Raw genomic sequence first — 16,009 nt, forward strand, 5'->3', positions numbered from 1 at the left:
GTCGCGCAGTTCCCCGCGCCCCTGATGTGCCTGCCCTTCGGGCGGCATATCAGGGGCGCGCCAGCGTCACAGCCCGCGGGTCCGCGCACAGCCCGCGCGTCAGCAACTCGGCCCGCGCCAGGCATATCAGCCCGTCCGGCGTTTGAGGACGCGCGGGCGCAGCCCGTGCAGGGGGCAAGGGGCGTAGCCCCGGCAGGAACAGCAACCCTGCACCGAGCCCGCAGGGGTCAGAGGTCTTCGGCCAGGGGCAGCCTGTGCGCTCCGGGGAGGTATTCGTCGAGTTCGCCCGGGGTGAAGCGGGCCATTCCCACCACGTGCCAGAACTCGCCCTCCACGTCGCCCTCACTCTTGTAGCCGCCGCCCGGCGTCAGCGCCGCCCACGCTCCCGGGACGCCGACCAGCGTCGCGCGCAGGGTTGGGGAGCCGGTCGGGGGGATCGTCCAGAGGCGGACCGTCCCGTCTTCGCCCGCGCTGGCGAGCAGGTGGCCGTCCGGGGAGAAGCCCACCGACAGCACCCGGCCGGTGTGGGCCGCCAGGTCCGCGAGCTGTTCGCCGGTCTCCGCGTCCCAGAGCAGGACCCGCCGGTCGTCCCCGGCGGAGGCGATGAGCGGGCGGGTGGGGTGGGCGGCGACCGTCCAGAGGCGGCCGCCGAGGCCCTCCAGGCGGTGGGCGATCTCGCCGTCGCGCCACACCAGCACCGCCCCGTCCCACCCCGCGCTCGCCAGCCACTCGCCGCGCTCCCCGGAGCCGAAGGCGACCCCGTACACCCGGTCCTGATGGCCCGTCAGGTCGGCGAGGAGGGTGCCCGTCCGGCCCTCGCAGACCCGTACGTGGCTGTCGTCGCAGCCGGTGGCGAGGACGTCCGAGCCGCGCCGGAACGCTATCGACCGTACGCGTCCCCGGTGTTGGTCCAGGACGCTCACCTGGGCCCCCGTCGACCGGTACCAGAGCCGGACCGTGTCGTCGTCGTTGGCGGTGGCCAGCAGGGTGCCGTCGGTGGTGAAGGCGGCCGCCCACACGTGTTCGGTCTCCGCGTCGAACTCGCGGAGGTACTCGCCGCCGCCCGGATTCCAGAGGTAGACGTCGCCGTCGTTGCTCGCCGTGGCGAGGACGGATTCGGCGGGGCTGTAGACCGCGGAGACCAACCGGTCGCCCCGGCCGGTGAGTTCGTGGGTGCGCTGCCCGGTGCGGGTGTCCCAGAGCCGTACGACGCCGTCGTTGCCGGTGGCGGCGAGCTGGGAGCCGTCCGCGTTGAAGCGGACCGACACCACGCGCCGCCCGTGCCCGCGCAGGATGCGTTTGCCCTGGCCGGTGGCGGCGTCCCAGATGCGGGCGCCGCCGTCGTTGCCGACGGTCAGGAGCTGGCTGTCGCCGGGACGGAAGGCGCAGGCCCAGGCGGAGCCCCGGTGCTCGGCGGGCTGCCGGGGGCGCAGGGTGACGGTGTGGCCGCCGCTGCGGCGGTCGGCGACCGTCCACACCCGTACCGCGCCGTCGCTGTCGCAGGCGGCCAGCAGCCGTCCCTCGTCGCCGAAGAGGACCTGGTAGACCGCCCCGGTGAAGCTCTCCAGGGAGCCCGCCGGGGTGCCGACGACGGGGTCCCAGAGTTTGACGCGGCCCTCGGTGTCGCCGCTGGCCAGGAGGGTTCCGGAGGGGTGGAAGTCGAGGGTGTAGACGCGGCCCGCGTGGCCGGTCAGTTCGTGCAGCAGGGCTCCGTCCGAGGCCCGCCAGATCCGTACCGTCCCGCGTTCCTCCTCCCCCATGTCGGCGGTGGCCAGCAGGGTGCCGTCCGGGCTGAACCGGGCCCGGTAGACGGCTCCCCGGTGCCCGCCCGCCTCGTACGCGCACTCCCCCGTCGCCAGGTCCCACACCCGCACCCGGGCGGCCGCGTCGCCGGTGACCAGGAGGGTGCCGTCCGGGCTGAAGACGGTGGTGTAGACGGGCGCGGTGTGTCCGGGCAGGCGGTGCAGGGGCCGTCCGGTGGCCGTGTCCCAGACCGTGACGAGTCCTTCGCGGTCGCCGGTCGCCAGCCGGGTGCCCTCGACGTCGAGGGAGACCGGCCACACCCCGTCCGGGTGCACGTCGATGCGGTGGCGGCAGCGGCCGGTGACCGGGTCCCACAGGCGGACGGTCCCGTCGGAGCCGCCGGTGGCAATGGTGTCGGGGCGGAACTTGACGGCGTACACGCGTCCCACGTGGCCCTGGAGGGTGCGCAGGGCGAGGCCGTTGTCGGTGCCGCAGAGCAGGACGCCGCCGTCCTCGCTGCCGACGGCGAGGAGTTCCCCGTCGGGGCTGTACGCGATGGGCTCGGGGAGGCGGCTGGTGCGCATGTCGAAGCCGTACGGGACGCCCACGGCGGAGGGCCGGAAACCCGCCTCCACGGGCATGCCGGGCGCGACGGCCGCCCACCGCAACTCCGGTGCGCCGCGCACCTGTTCGTCGGCATCGACGTCGATGAGCGCGGCCCTCACCCAGCGGCTGCCGGTGAGCGTGACGTCCGCGACGCGGGCCCGGGTGAGGCGGGCGCGGGACAGGTCGGCGCGGGTGAGGTTCGCGCCGGTGAGGTCGGCACGGTCCAGGCGGGCGCCGGTGAGGCGGGCGTCGGTGAGGTCGGCGCGGGTGAGGTTGGCGCCGACGAGGGTGGCGTCGGTGAGGTCGGCGCCGGTGAGGTCGACGCCGGAGAAGTCGCGGTGCGAGAGGTCCTCCCCGGCGAGGCGGGCGCCGCGCAGGTCGGCGTGGGAGGGGACCTTGAGGCGGTTGCTGATGCGCAGGGCGTTGGCGCGGGCCGCGTCGCCGCCGCCGTGGCCCGGCGCGTCGAGGACGTTGCGTACCCAGCGGATGCACTTCTCGTGGTCGGCGAGGTCGCACAGGAACTCCACGGAGAGCTGACTGAGCAGCCCCGACGCCAGCAACCCGTGCTGTCCCCGGCCGAGTTGGGCGGCGGCCTCCCGGGCGACGAGCCACTCCACCACGGAGCCGTGGATGAACTGGAACACCCCGTCGTCGCTGCGCACCAGCAGTGTGCCCGCGCCGACGGCCTGCGCCGACTCGTGGACGGTCATCGGGGAGGCGGTGAGCCCGGTGAGGGTGCGCCCGGACATCTCGGTCAGCTCGTCCAGCCGCAGCGCGGTGCGCCCCGACTCCCACAGCCGCAGGGCGAGTGCGGTGACGGCCTTCCACAGGGCGTCGATGTTGAGTCCCGGCGGGGCTCCCGGCCCGCCCTGGGCGCGGGTTTCCTCGTAACTCAGCCAGGCCGTGAAGACGTCCTCGTACAGCCGTGCCGGACTGAGCGCCCGCCCGGCGCCCGCGACGGTGCGCAGCTGGTCGGCGGAGAGGTCGGCGACGAAGGACAGCAGCCGGGGGTTGCGGCACAGGGCGAGCAGGTCGGGGATGCCTTCGAGGAGGTGGAAGCGCTGGTCGGCGACGCGCTCGTCGCCGTAGGTGTTGCGCAGGTAGGCGTGGATCTGGCGGGGGGTGAAGCCCTCCACGGACAGGACCTTGCGCTGCGGGAGGAGGCCGACCTGCTCGCCGAGGGCGGTGAGGACCTGCTGCTGGTTCTTGAAGTGCTGGGTGCGGGAGCTGACGATGATCTTGGTGTTGCCGACGCAGGCGTCGATGAGGACCTTGAGGTGGTCGGCCGCGCTGTCGTAGGAGACCCGGTTGACCAGTTCGTCGAAGCCGTCGAAGAGGAGCACGACCCGCCCCTGGGCCAGCATGTAGCGCAGGGCGCGCAGGTCGATGGTGTCGACGTGGTGGCTCGCCAGGTGCGCGGCGACCAGACCTTCCAGGGACTGGGCCCGGTCGAGGGTGTTGAGGGGGATCAACAGCGGGATCAGGTGCGGGAGTTGTTCGGGGATACGACGGGCCAGCTCGCGCAGGGCGAAGGTCTTGCCGTGGCCGAAGTCGCCGAGGAGGAGCACGAAGCGGCCGTGGTCGTCGTCGAGGAGTTCCAGGAGTGCTTCCAGGAGCCCGTCGCGTTCGGTGGAGCCCTGGCCATCGCGGCGGGAGGTGTCGCGGTAGCGCTGCGGGAGGTAGAGGTCGGGGGCGTACTGGCCGCCCTCGTGCAGGGCGGCGGTCTGCGCGGCGACGTGCGCCCGCAGGTCGAGGAGCCCCTGGAACTGGAGGAAGCTGCGCACCTGCACCCGCACCCCGTGCCGGGCGGCCCGCTCGCGCAGCCCGCGCCCGGGCGCGTCCCCGGCGTACACGAGCACCGCTTCGGCGTCGGTGTCGGTGGCGTGCACCTGGGCGGTGAACCGGTCGAGGTCGTCCTCGGTGGGCGTGCCGGGGTGCACGGCGATGCGCTGCTGCCGTACGACGCCCTCCTCCTGCCAGGTGGCGAGGATCTGCGCCATGTCGTCGGGCGAGCGGCGGACGGCGTCGCGCAGGCTCACCCCCTCGCGTTTGACCCGGCAGATCTCCTTGACCCGCTCGACCAGGGAGTCGACGGGGTCCTCGGCGGGCACGGGCTCGGTCGTGGCCGCCGGGAACCCGAGGTCGGGCAGGTCGGGTACGGGGAAGACGCGCCCGGTGCGGTGCCAGGCGACGGGGTAGGACTCGGGGTCGGCGGCGGGCCGGTCGCTCCAGCGTTCGGCCCCCTCGGCGGTGACGCGCAGGAGCTGGAAGCGGGCGGGGGCGGCGGCCCCGAAGAGCTGGAGCGGCACGGTCCGTACGGCGGAACCCTTGCCGCCCGGGGTCTCTCCCGTACGGTCACCGGCGCGTCCGGCACCGGTCTGCCCGGCGGCGCCGCGTCCGGAAGCCTCAGAGACCCCGGAGGCCCCCGCCAGCTCCGCCCTGCTGGGCCGCCCGGTGGCCGTGCGCGGCCCTCCGGTCGGCCCGTGCAGCAGCAGGTTCAGCCGGGGTGCGGCGAGCCGGGCGAAGGTGTCGGCGTCGCGCAGCGCACCGGGTCCGCCTGCCGCGTCGCCGGGCCGGGAGGCCCCGCTCAGCGGATGCCGCAGGGCCCCGATCCGGAGCCAGCCCTCGGTCTCGTACCGGCGCAGCGCCTCGGAGAACCAGGCCGCCTGGTCGCGGCCGATGAGCCCGAACTGCTCCTCGGGGCGGTGGCTGAACCCGATCGAGGAGTTGAACCCGGCGACGACCGTGTTCAGCTCCGGCACCGGAAACAGGGTCCACGGCTGGTCGCTGTCGAAGACGGTGTCGAGCCCCTGGTAGAAGCTGCGGAAGAGGCGGGTGTAGTGCCGCCACTTGGGCCAGTACGGGGGCTGCGGGGCGACCTCGTCGGCCTCGCAGGTGTGGAAGTACCCCAGGCACGCGGCCCGGCTGACGTCCTGCCCGCCGGGCACGATCATCACCCGCTGCGGGGGCAGCTCCAGCTGGGAGCGCAGGGCGGTGAGGAAGGTCAGCGCCTGGTCGCACTCGCGGGGGCTGCCGGACGCGGTGAGGTCGCCCGTCACCACGAGGAGGTCGGGGGCGGGCGCGCCCGCGTCGCGCAGCTCGATCAGGTCGCCGCGGATCTCCCGGGCCAGGGAATCGGGTTCACGGCCGCGCCCGAAGTCGGGTCCCGCCAGGTGCAGCACGTTGACGGCGCCCTCGCCCTGCCCGGTCGTACCGCCGCCGGACAGGGGGTAGGCGGGGGCGGTGACGGGCCGTCTGCGCCCGGCCCAGCCGGGTCCGCCGAGCCTGCCGGGCCCGGGTGCCTCGGGCAGGTCGGGGGCGGCGGGCCGGGGGGTGGCCCGGCCGGGGAAGCCGGGTCGTACCGAAGGCCGGGCAGTGCCTTCGAGGGCCTGCTCGATACGGGTCAGGAGCAGCCCGCGCGCGGTCTGCGGGTCGGCGACGCCCACCAGGTCGACGTAGGTGAGCGTGGCCAGCAGCCCTTCGATGGGCGTGTCCTCGACCCGTACGGTCAGCAGCTTGCGCTCGGGGGCCTGCGGGGAGGACCGCAGGGCGGCCTGCCACTCCATCCGCCCGTACGTGGAGCGGGCGTAGTGGCGGGAGAGGACGGCGATGACGGCGGCGGACTCGCTGACCCCCCGGTCCATGAAGTCGATGAAATTGGTGCCCGCCACGAAGTCCCAGGCCTGGACGACCGTGCGGTATCCCGCGTCCTCCAGGGTCCAGGCGATCCAGGACGCCCACTGTTCGTCGGCCGGCGAATAACTGATGAAGAAGTCCAACTCGCTTGCCCCGTCCCCGAGTTCCCCGTGGGTGGCCATACGCCCCATGGTAAAGCGGCTGACGGGGGAATTAATGTGTCCCGCATGCACCGCCTCAGACGTCTTCACCCACTGGACTGGGTGGCCTTCGGGCTGCTCGCGCTCGGGCTGCTCGCCGTGGCGACCGGGCTGCTGCCGACGGGTCCCGCGGGTGACGTCATGGAGCGCATCGGCCCCCTGCTCCTGTTCCTGGCCACGGTGATCGTGCTGGGTGAGCTGACCGGCAAGGCGGGCGTCTTCGACGTGATCGCCTCCTGGGTGGCGCGCACGGCACGCGGCAACTACCTGGCACTGTTCGGCCTGTGCGTGGCCTTCGCGTCCGTCACGACGATCGCCCTGAACCTGGACACGACGGCGGTGCTCCTCACGCCGGTCATGCTGGCGCTCGCCACCCGGGTGGGCATCGCGGCGCTCCCGATGGCGATGACGACGGTGTGGCTGGCCAACACCGCGAGCCTGCTGCTCCCCGCCTCCAACCTCACCAACCTCCTGGCCGCCGACCGCATCGCGCTCTCCGCCTCGGGCCTGGCGGCGACCCTGTGGGCGGCGCAGCTGGCCTCCATCGCGGTGACGATGGCGTGCCTGTGGGGCTTCTACTGGCGGCGCGGCAAGCGGGGCGCGGACCGCTACGAGCCGCCGACGACACCGGTCCCGGCGGACCCGGTGCTGTTCCGGGTGAGCGCGGTCGCGTGCGCGGGCTTCCTCCTCGCCATCCTGGTGGCGGACGTGGAGCTGTGGATGGCGTCGGGGGCGGCGGCGCTGGTCGTGGTGGTGGTCTTCGCGGTGCGCAGGCGCGCCGAGCTGAAGTGGTCGCTGATCCCCTACCGGCTCCTCATCCTGGTTCCGGGGATGTTCCTGGTCGTGGAGACCATCAACTCCAACGGCCTGCACGCCCTCCTCTCGGCCGCCCTGGGCTCGGACGACGGGCTGCTGGGAATGCTGCGGTCGGCGGGCGTCGGAGCGGGCGTCTCCAACGTCCTGAACAACCTCCCGGCCTACGTCGCCGGGGAGGCCGCCATCCCCTCCGGCAACTCCCACCAGCTCCTGGCCCTGCTCATCGGCGTCAACGTCGGCCCGGTCATCACCCCGTGGGCGTCCCTGGCCACCCTCCTGTGGTTCGAGCGCTGCCGGTGGCACGGCACGCAGATCGCGCTCGGCCGCTTCCTGGGCACGGGCTTCGTGCTGGCAGTGACGGCGACACTGGCCTCGACGCTGGCACTGGCCGCCACCACCTGAGGCTCTGGCCGCCACCACCTGATCAACGGGCCGTCGCCCTCCCCACCTCTTCGAGTACGTGGTCCAAGGTCGCCCCGCGCCCCGCGACGAAGCTCCGCCCGCTCCCCGGCCCGCTGAACCCGGGCCGGAACGGCCCCCCGTCCAGCGTCCGCAGCTCCACCCCCGCCTCGGCGGCGAGCAGCGCCCCGGCGGGCAGGTCGACGCCCTCGGCCCGGTAGCCGACGAAGGCGTCGATGGCCCCCCGGGCGAGCAGGCTCCACCCCATGAGCGGCGCCCACAGCTGGAGCACCCGGCGGCACCGCTGCTCCAGCACCCCGCGCAGGGCGGCGGCGACGGGATCGGCGCGCGCCACCTCGTACCCCTGTGTCCAGGCGACGACGGGTCCGGCGGCGGGCAGCCGGGCCGGGGGTCCGGTGAGCGGGCCGCGCGGCCCGTGGGCCCCCCGCCCGGCGACGGCGTGCCAGGTCTGCCGGGTGACGGGCTCGTGGACGACGCCGACCACGGGCCGCTCGCCGAGGCACAGGCCGACCCCGACGACGTACACGCAGAGCCCGATGGCGATGTTGTTGGTGCCGTCGAGCGGATCGACCAGCCAGGTCCGTTCGCCCGCGCCGGACAGCACGCCCGCCTCCCCGGCCTCCTCCGACAGAATCCGGTCGGCCGGAAACCGGCGGCGGATGCGGTCCAGGACGATGCGCTCGGAGGCGAGGTCGAGGTCGGTGACGACATCGCCCGTGTCGCCCTTGCCGGTGACGGTGCGCAGGTCGCCGTAGCGCCCGCGCAGCAGGTCACCGGCTTCCTCGACCGCCGCGACGGCGACCTTCCGCTCGTCCTCGTACGGGTACGCGTACGTAGGTGCCTCAGGGGCCACGGCGGTCCATCCTCCCGAGCGCGGTGCCGACGGTGCGGGCGGTCCGGCGGGCGTCGCACAGGCGGCGGGCCGAACGGGTGGCGCGGCCGTCGAGCGGCCCCAGCGACAGGTCGGCGCGGCCGGGCCGGACCAGCCCCAGCACCAGTGTGGCGGCGGGCCGCCCGGCCTGGACGACGGTGGCGTGGAACTCCCCGGCGGGCAGGGTGTAGCTCTCGCCGCCGGAACTGATCCGGCGCGGTCCCGGGGCACTGCGTACGACCGTCGCGGTCGGGAGGATCTCGTCCGTCCCGTCCGGGTCGCTCCTGACCTCGAAGACGCGGTGGGTGGGCCGGTCGCCGCCGTCTTCCGTGTGCACCAGCAGGTTGGCCACCTGCCCGTACAGCACATGGCTGTGCAGGTCCCAACTGTGCGAGTGCAGCGGAGAGATGCCCGGCTCGGGTGCGGCGCCCTCCTCGAAGAGGTGCACGCACACGCCGCGCGGCCCCTCCCGCAGCAACGGCAGGCACAGGAAGCCGAGCGGGTGCCGGACGGCGGGCAACTCCCTCTTCCCGGTGGCGATGTCGAGGAGTGCGGTGCGGGCGCGGTCCCGCAGGAGGGTGGTGTGGTGGTCGTCGAGGGCGGTTTCGAGTTCGTCGTAATCCAGGATTGCGTCCATGCCGGTGCGCCCCCGCGGGGACGCCTCACCTCCGATAGGGGTCCTCCGCGTGCAGGGCCTTCACGATGATCTCGCCGACGTCGCCCTCGGTGAACGCGCGGGGCAGCCCGATCCCGAGCGCGTCGAACAGGGCCCGGACCTCGTCGACGGTGGGCTCGGGGGCGAGCTGCGGGGCCCGGCGCAGGTCGAGCTCGGTGGCCTGCTCGCGGCTCTGGTGGAGTTCGGTGACGTAGTAGTCGTAGAGCGGCTGGCCCTTGCGGATCAGCAGGTTGGTGCGGGACGGGTCGTCCTGCGTGATCACCAGGCACGTCTCGGACAGGTCGAACCGCAGCGTGGACACCACCGACGACAGATGGACGCCGATCTCCAGCGTGGCGAGCTGCTGCCGGTAACAGGCCGCCGCCAGCACGGTGGCGTACGCCTCCTTCTTGACCCGGTCGCGGGTCCACAGGGCGGCGGTGGCGGCGGCCCGCTCACCGGCGAACATCTGCCGGAAGCGGGAGTAGGCGGCGCAGGCGCGGTCGTCCGCCGGATTCACGATGTCGATTTTGATGTTGAGCTGGGAGCGCTGCTGCTTGGCGTACTCAACGCAACTCGGAAGGGTGACGGCCCGCAGATAGGTCCCGGTACCGCCCTTGAAGTACCAGAGGTGGGTCCCCCGGCGGGCGTCCCTGAGCGCCTCCGCCACCTCGTTGCCCAGCAGCGACGTGACCATCGCCTGGTCCTCCAGCGCCTGCCGGGTCCCGGCCAGCGCCTCCTGGATGCTGGCGGGCTGCCGTACACGCTCCACGATCGACCCGATGGCGAGCGCGCCGAGGACGAGCAGCGTCGCCCCGGACACCACGTCGTCGGTGAGGACGTCGCCGAAGATGTCGAGGAGGCCGATGGTGAGCGCGATGGCGGCCGCGACGACGACGTCGATGTTCTTCATGACCCAGGTGACGAACCGCTCGATCCGTCTCGCGGGCACGGTCATGTGCGGGCCTCCATGCTCTCAACTCCCCCGTGATTCCCCCTGATTACTCGATCGTAGGGAGGGGGAGGGCGGGGGCGCCAGGGGGCACGGTGGGCGGTTGGGGGCACACCGTACGGACCTGTCGAACAGGTCGCCCGCCACGCCCTCTTCTGGAACCATGTCGTCACCACTTCTCCGGGGCGAGGGGGCTGCGAGGTGGGCGAACGGGACGGAGCACGGCGGCGGGCCCTGCTGATCGGGATCACCGCAACACCGGACGTGACCGGCCGCCCGGAACTCGCCGACGCCTTCCCGCCGCTGCCCTTCGCCGACACGGACGTGGACCTGCTGCGCCGGGTGCTGGAGAAGTCGCGGTACGAGGTCACCGCCTGCCACCCGGGGCACCCGGACCCCGCCCTGCGGCCGGTGACGCGCGGCAAGCTGCTGGGGAGGCTGTCCGCGTTCCTCGCGTCCTGCACGGCGGGCGACACCGCGCTGATCTACCTCACCGGCCACGGCGAGCACATCGACGGCCGGGACTACCTCCTGCCCGAGGACGCCCAGCCCGGCCGCCCGCTCCCCGACGGCAGCCTGCCGCTCGACCCCGGCACCCTGCTGGCCGCCGACCCGCTCGGACTGCTGGACGCGGGGGTGCCCGAGGGCACGACGGTCGCCGTCTTCCTCGACATGTGCCGCACCCGGGGGCCGCGGCTCGGCCCGCCCCGGACGGTGCTGTCGGGGCACTCCGGGGTGTTCTGGCTGTACGGAGCGGGGCTGGGCCGGGCGGCGCACGCCGACCCCGTCGCGGGCAGCTTCTTCGCCCGCGCCCTGGCGGACGCCCTCGCCCCGCACACCCCGCCGACGACCTTCCACGCGATCGCCCGGCACACAGAGACGGTGCTGCGCGGCTCACTCTCCGGCCGGACCCACGAGCGGCCCGAACTCCAGTCCCTGGTGCACCACCTGGACCGGGAGTCCGCCGACCGGCCGGCGCTGTGCGAGGGCTCGGAGCAGATCTCCCGCTGGGAGGCGGCCGTACGGGACAGTCCGCTGTGGCGGCACACGCGGGGCACGGCCGAGGAGCGGGAGCGGGCCGTGGCCGCACTGGGTGTCCTGGTCGGGGAGGTGGTCCGGCTGGGTGCGGACTCCGAGGCCCGCCACGAGGACCCGTGGACGGACGCCGCGAACCCGGGGGCGGTGGCCGAGCGGGTCTACGCCCGGCTCGGCGAACTGGTCGGACGGGCCGCGCCACAGGGAGCGGACCGGCTGTCGCCCGCCGAGACGGCGGTGCTGCTGGCCGCGCCCGCACTGCACGAGGGGATCGTCACGCTGGTGCTGCACGACCTGCGCACCGCGTACGCCGCCGCGGCCCCGCACACGCTGCCCGGCCGTCTGGCGCACGTGTACGCCGACGCGGTGGACGTGCACCGGGCGCACGGCCAGCTCGCGGCCACCGCCGACACCCTGCGGGCCCGCGGCCTGCACGACGCGGCACGCGCCGCCGACCACTGGCTGCGGCACCGGTTCATCGCGGACTGGGACCTGCCCTGGGAGCAGACCGGCGACTACCCGGAGGTCGAGGAGCTGATCGGCCTCGCGGCCGACGCGGTGTGCCCTGCCGGGACAGGGCCGCGGCAGCGCCTTCGGCTCCAGATCAGGCAGGTGGCGGGCCATCTGACCGTACGGCCCGCCGACAGCCCCCGCATCAACGACGCCCGCCGGCGTCCCGCCGACGGCTGGGACACCGCCCAGCCCGTTCCCGGCCAGTACTGGCGGGGCCCGCAGCTCGCCCAACTCCTGTGGACGGCAGGCCTGTTGGCGGGCGATCCGCGTCTGATGTCCGGCGATCTGGTCGAGCACCTCGCCGCGCACAGTCCACTGCGCCCCGCCGAGGTGCTGGCCTCCCTGTCCTCCGGACTCGCCTATGCGCCGGACGAGGACGGCGACCGGCTCGACGTGCACTTCGCCTGCCCGCATCCGGCCCTGCACGCCGCCGTCGAGGAGCTGGCCGCCCGGGCCGACAGCACGGTGCGGACCCTGCACGCGGCCGGGCCGGTGCCGCCCCTGCTGCGCGGGGTGCCGCGAGCGGTGGGCACGGCGGAACTGCGGCCCGAGCGGGACGCGTACCAGAACGACAGGTACGAGGCGCCGCTGGCGCGGTTCCGCCTGGCGGAGGAGGAGATCCGGCCGCTGCTGATGGGCGTCCAGCTGTACGGCGACCGGATGCTGGCCGTGCGGGAGCTGTACCAGAACGCGCTGGACGCCTGCCGCTACCGGACGATGCGCAACGCGTACGGCAGCAGGGGCGGCGCGCCGCCGCCGTGGGGAGAGCCGACGATCCGGTTCGCGCAGGGCGCGGACGAGCGGGGCCGCCCGTACATCGAGTGCGAGGACACCGGCATCGGCATGGACCGGGCCGCGCTGACGTCGATGTTCGCGCGGGCCGGGAAGCGGCACGAGCAGGACGCCCGGTTCATCCAGGAACGGCGGGACTGGCGGCGGGCCGGGATCGAGGTGATCCCGCTCAACAGCCGTTTCGGCATCGGGGTGTTCAGCTACTTCATGCTCGCGGAGGAGGTCGTGGTCTGGAGCACCCCGGTGGACGTGCACGGCAGTCCGCTGCCCCGGGAGAGCATCCGCGCGGAGATCCGGGCGGGGTCGGGGCTGATCCAGTTCCGGCCGCCGGAGCCGTCGCTGCTGCGGCAGGGGGGTACGCGGGTGCGGCTGTACCTGAGCGCGGAGGTCACACAGCGGGTGTCGGTGGCGGAGACCTTGCAAGACCACCTTCAGGTGAGCGACTACGAGGTGACGGTCACCGAGGACAACCCCTGGGCCGACCTGGCGTGGGTCCGGGAATGGAAGTCCGGTGAACTCATGTCGTCCGACGACTGGTTCGGTTCCCCGTGGAAGGTGACCAAGGACGCCTGGCTGGTCCAGGGCGACGGCCGGATGCTCCTCGACGGAATTCTGGTGCCCAACACCCTGGGCGCGTACGGCCGTGTGGTCAATGTCCGGGAACGCCATCGGCCGCAGCCCAGCGTGGATCGCAACAGCCTGCTCTCGTACGACAAGGAACTTGTCCTCATGGAGGTGATAGACGGGGTACGGACGGAACTCCCGGGGTGGGAAGAGGTCTGGATGCCGTCGTTGTGGGCTCTCGTGTCCGACGAGCCCCTGCTGGGCCTGGCGGTGACGGCTGCCCTGCTGCCGACGGCAACGGCCGTGATAGACACCTGGGGGCAGGATGACACAGCCGTCCACCGGATACCGCTCTCCTCCGCCGGCTGCTTCCCGCTGGACGCGGGGGACATCCGTTGGGATCGCTTCCTCTCCCACACTCACCACGGTCCCAGGTTTCACCTCCTGCGTCTGTGGCGGAGAACCCTGCTGGAGCAGGACCTGAACCTGGACGACACCGAACGCTTCCGTTTCGCGGGCTACCCGGAGCCCGAAGCCCTCGACGCCCTGCTGTTCCGCTCCCTCCCCCACACTCCCTGCACGGCGCTGGAGACTGCCGCCGACGCGGAAATCACCCTCGGTGCGGCCCTGCGCGCACTGCGCAGGTACGCCGTCGCGGGCGTTCCGATTCCGGCCGCCGCCCAGATCCGCGCGCTACGCGAGCTGCGCCCCACCCTCGCCATGGTCAAGCTGCACCAGCACTACCGGGACATCGAACGGCTGATGTGTGAACGCCCCGCACACGAGCGGCCCGCCCGCCACGCACCGCTCGTCATGGCATCGGCGAACTACGGGTTCACGCTGGGTGAGGCCGCGTCGCTCCTGGAACGGTTGCGTCGCCTGGACCCGGCACTGCCGAGTCCGCCACACCTGGACGACTCACTCGCGGCGGAGCGCCTGGCCCCCGAGGCCTCCGCGTGGGTGCTCGACGGCATGAGCTACGACGACCAGTCGTGGGCGTCCGGCATGCTCCCCATCGTCGAGACGCTCGCCACCCCGCACCACGATTCGACCTTCCGCATCCAGCTTCATCTGCGTCTCGCCCCCCTCGGCCTCTCCGTCCCTCCCGGACTCGACGTCGGCGCGCTGAGCCGCCCCGGCCGCGCCCCGATCGATCGGCGTCTTCTGTCCGAAGGCTTCAACGGCGAATCCCCGTGGTGGCACGAGGCACCCTCGCTGCGCGATCTCGCCCGGGGCTCCGGACAGCTGTGCGAACCGCTGGGACGGCTGGCCGCTATGACCCGCAAGGCGCTCCTGGGCACCGGCCTGAACGTACCGGCACCTCCCAGGGAGGCGGCACGCTGGACCGCCTCCAAATGGGTCGCGGACTTCCTCGGCGCCGCTCCGCAAGGCCGCCTCCGCCCCCTGCACATCATCCTCGACTTCTGGACGAACGACCGCACCCTCCCGGACCGCGGCACCTTCGCACGCGACCTGCGCATGCTGGGCCGCTGCGGCATCGTCGCCGACAGCACCCCGCAGGCGTGGACGCGGGCGACGAAGGTCCTGCGCGGGGAACTACGGCTGGGCCTGGCACCGGTCCTGGCATTCCTGGCCGAGAAGTCGCGGAGCGCGAACGATTTCACGATCACGCATGCCGACCTCGTCCGGTTCAGCTCCTCCCACAGGGTCTCCCTGGGCGAGGCTGTCGGGCTCTTCACGCAGGCCAGCTCCGCCCTAGGGCTGGACACACCGGAACTCCCTGCGGGAACCAGCCGGTTGACGCCTTCGAAGGACATCGAGGCGGCCCTGGCCCCCGAAGACGACTTCTGCGAGACCGATCGCGTCCTCCCCCTCGCCCGCCTGCTCTCCCACGCGGCGGACACCGGCCGCCCGCTCGCCGCGAGCATCCGCACCCTCCTCCCCTACACTCCCCTCGATCTCCCGAACCCGCCGCCGCTCCCCGCACCCGACACCCTGGGCCCGCTCGCCGGCCTCCGGCCCGACGCCCTCGACCTCGCCGCCTTCGACCGCACCCTCCTCGGCCCCGGCACGCTCGGCCCCCTCGAACTCGTCCTGACGGCAGGCCGGTTGGGGTGGTCGCTGGGCCGGACGTACGACCGGTACGTCCCCTTCCACCGCCTCGGCCTGCATGTCACCGTCCGCGAGCCCACCTCCGCCGAAGCCGCCCTCGAACCCGACTGGCGGGACGTGATCCTCCTGACCGCCGAGCTGACCGGCCGCGCCCCCGCCCTGTCCGGGCCCGTGGACCCCGACCACATCGCCCTCTGCTCCGAGGAGACCGGCCTCTTCCCCGTCGAGGTCCGTCTCCGCCTCGCCTCCTACGCCGACCTGCTCTCGTTCCAACTCCCTTCGGAGGAAGGCCCGTTCTCATGACCCCCGCCACCCACTACGACGAATCCGCCGCCACGCACCCCCCGCAGACCGCCTTCGCGTGGACCTACCGCACCGACGGCCAGGAGCGGTACGAGGCCACCGGCCCCTGCCCGGTCTGCGGCTGCACCTTCACCGCCCGCTGGCCCTGGGGGCAGTCGGTGACCGGCAAGGGCGGCTTCGACCGCCGCCGGGAAGCACCCGACACCGCCCAGCCGTGGGCGCACTTCTGCGTCTGCCGCGCCCCGCACCTGGGCCGCCCCGCCGGAATCACCTCGGGCTGCGGGGCCTGGGTGACGATCGCGGTACCGACCGCCGGGCTGCCGCGGTGAACCCGGGCGGCGGCTTCACCGAGGAGCAGCTGCGGCGGGCCACCCGCCGGGCCGCCGAGGCGGCGGAGCCCGAGCAGCAGCTGAGGCTCGCCCAGCAGCAGGCCACCGGCTACCGGAACTTCCTCTCCTCGCTGACCGGCCTGCTCACGGCCGTGTTCGTCCTGAAGGGGCAGGAGAACCTGAGCAAACTGCCCGGCACCTGGCGCTGGACGGTCATCGGTCTGCTCGTCGCCGCGTTCGTCGCGCTGATCACCGCGTCGTGGCTGATGGTCTCGGCGGTGGACGGGAAGCCGGGACGGCAGCGGGTGATGGTCGCCCATGAGCTGCTGGCGGGCGAGGTCAGGAGGGTGCGGGCCATCTGGCGGATGGTGGAGTGGGCGCGCTGGCTGGCCCTCTTCGGGGTGCTGGCGGTGGCCGCCGCCGTGCTCGTCACGTGGGTCGCGCCCAGTACGTGAACGCGCCGCGGCGCCTGCCCCTTGTCCGGTCGGGGACGAGGTGGGG

At 73.5% G+C, this 16,009-nt stretch carries 8 protein-coding genes; 4 read left to right on the plus strand and 4 right to left on the minus strand.

Translation table 11 applies throughout. The features are described 5' to 3' along the window. Window positions 1-227 precede the first annotated feature (227 nt). The gene (locus tag ACIO3O_RS21560; RefSeq protein ID WP_401748196.1) at window positions 228-6,167 is read right to left on the minus strand and encodes a TIR domain-containing protein; all 5,940 of its coding nucleotides are present in this window, start codon (window positions 6,165-6,167) and stop codon (window positions 228-230) included. Window positions 6,168-6,212: 45 nt separating this feature from the next. Here ACIO3O_RS21560 and ACIO3O_RS21565 point away from each other — a divergent pair, with 45 nt between their 5' ends. Next, window positions 6,213-7,403: an SLC13 family permease gene (locus tag ACIO3O_RS21565; protein ID WP_401748198.1), complete on the plus strand. Its 1,191-nt coding sequence runs from the start codon at window positions 6,213-6,215 to the stop codon at window positions 7,401-7,403. A 22-nt stretch (window positions 7,404-7,425) separates the two neighbouring features. On the opposite strand, the gene ACIO3O_RS21570 is transcribed toward ACIO3O_RS21565, so the two are convergent. Genes ACIO3O_RS21570 through ACIO3O_RS21580 form a run of 3 tightly spaced genes read right to left on the minus strand, consistent with a single transcriptional unit; the run spans window position 7,426 to window position 9,905 of the window. Beyond that, a complete protein-coding gene (locus ACIO3O_RS21570; RefSeq protein ID WP_401748200.1) occupies window positions 7,426-8,274 on the minus strand; it encodes an inositol monophosphatase family protein in 849 nt (282 codons plus the stop codon). After that, window positions 8,264-8,929 (minus strand): hypothetical protein, encoded by a 666-nt coding sequence (locus tag ACIO3O_RS21575; RefSeq protein WP_401748202.1) that lies wholly within the window; start codon window positions 8,927-8,929, stop codon window positions 8,264-8,266. The genes ACIO3O_RS21570 and ACIO3O_RS21575 overlap by 11 nt, the downstream gene beginning before the upstream one ends. Window positions 8,930-8,954: 25 nt before the next feature. Further along, window positions 8,955-9,905 (minus strand): hypothetical protein, encoded by a 951-nt coding sequence (locus tag ACIO3O_RS21580; RefSeq protein WP_401748203.1) that lies wholly within the window; start codon window positions 9,903-9,905, stop codon window positions 8,955-8,957. Between the two features lie 195 nt (window positions 9,906-10,100). Between ACIO3O_RS21580 and ACIO3O_RS21585 the strand changes: the two genes are divergently transcribed. Genes ACIO3O_RS21585 through ACIO3O_RS21595 form a run of 3 tightly spaced genes read left to right on the plus strand, consistent with a single transcriptional unit; the run spans window position 10,101 to window position 15,963 of the window. Further along, window positions 10,101-15,179 (plus strand): caspase family protein, encoded by a 5,079-nt coding sequence (locus ACIO3O_RS21585; protein WP_401748205.1) that lies wholly within the window; start codon window positions 10,101-10,103, stop codon window positions 15,177-15,179. After that, the gene (locus ACIO3O_RS21590) at window positions 15,176-15,508 is read left to right on the plus strand and encodes a hypothetical protein (protein ID WP_401748207.1); all 333 of its coding nucleotides are present in this window, start codon (window positions 15,176-15,178) and stop codon (window positions 15,506-15,508) included. The genes ACIO3O_RS21585 and ACIO3O_RS21590 overlap by 4 nt, the downstream gene beginning before the upstream one ends. Then, the gene (locus tag ACIO3O_RS21595) at window positions 15,505-15,963 is read left to right on the plus strand and encodes a hypothetical protein (RefSeq protein ID WP_401748208.1); all 459 of its coding nucleotides are present in this window, start codon (window positions 15,505-15,507) and stop codon (window positions 15,961-15,963) included. The genes ACIO3O_RS21590 and ACIO3O_RS21595 overlap by 4 nt, the downstream gene beginning before the upstream one ends. Window positions 15,964-16,009 lie beyond the last annotated feature (46 nt).

This window comes from Streptomyces sp. NPDC087440, from assembly GCF_044744005.1.
In the GTDB taxonomy this organism is placed as follows: domain Bacteria; phylum Actinomycetota; class Actinomycetes; order Streptomycetales; family Streptomycetaceae; genus Streptomyces.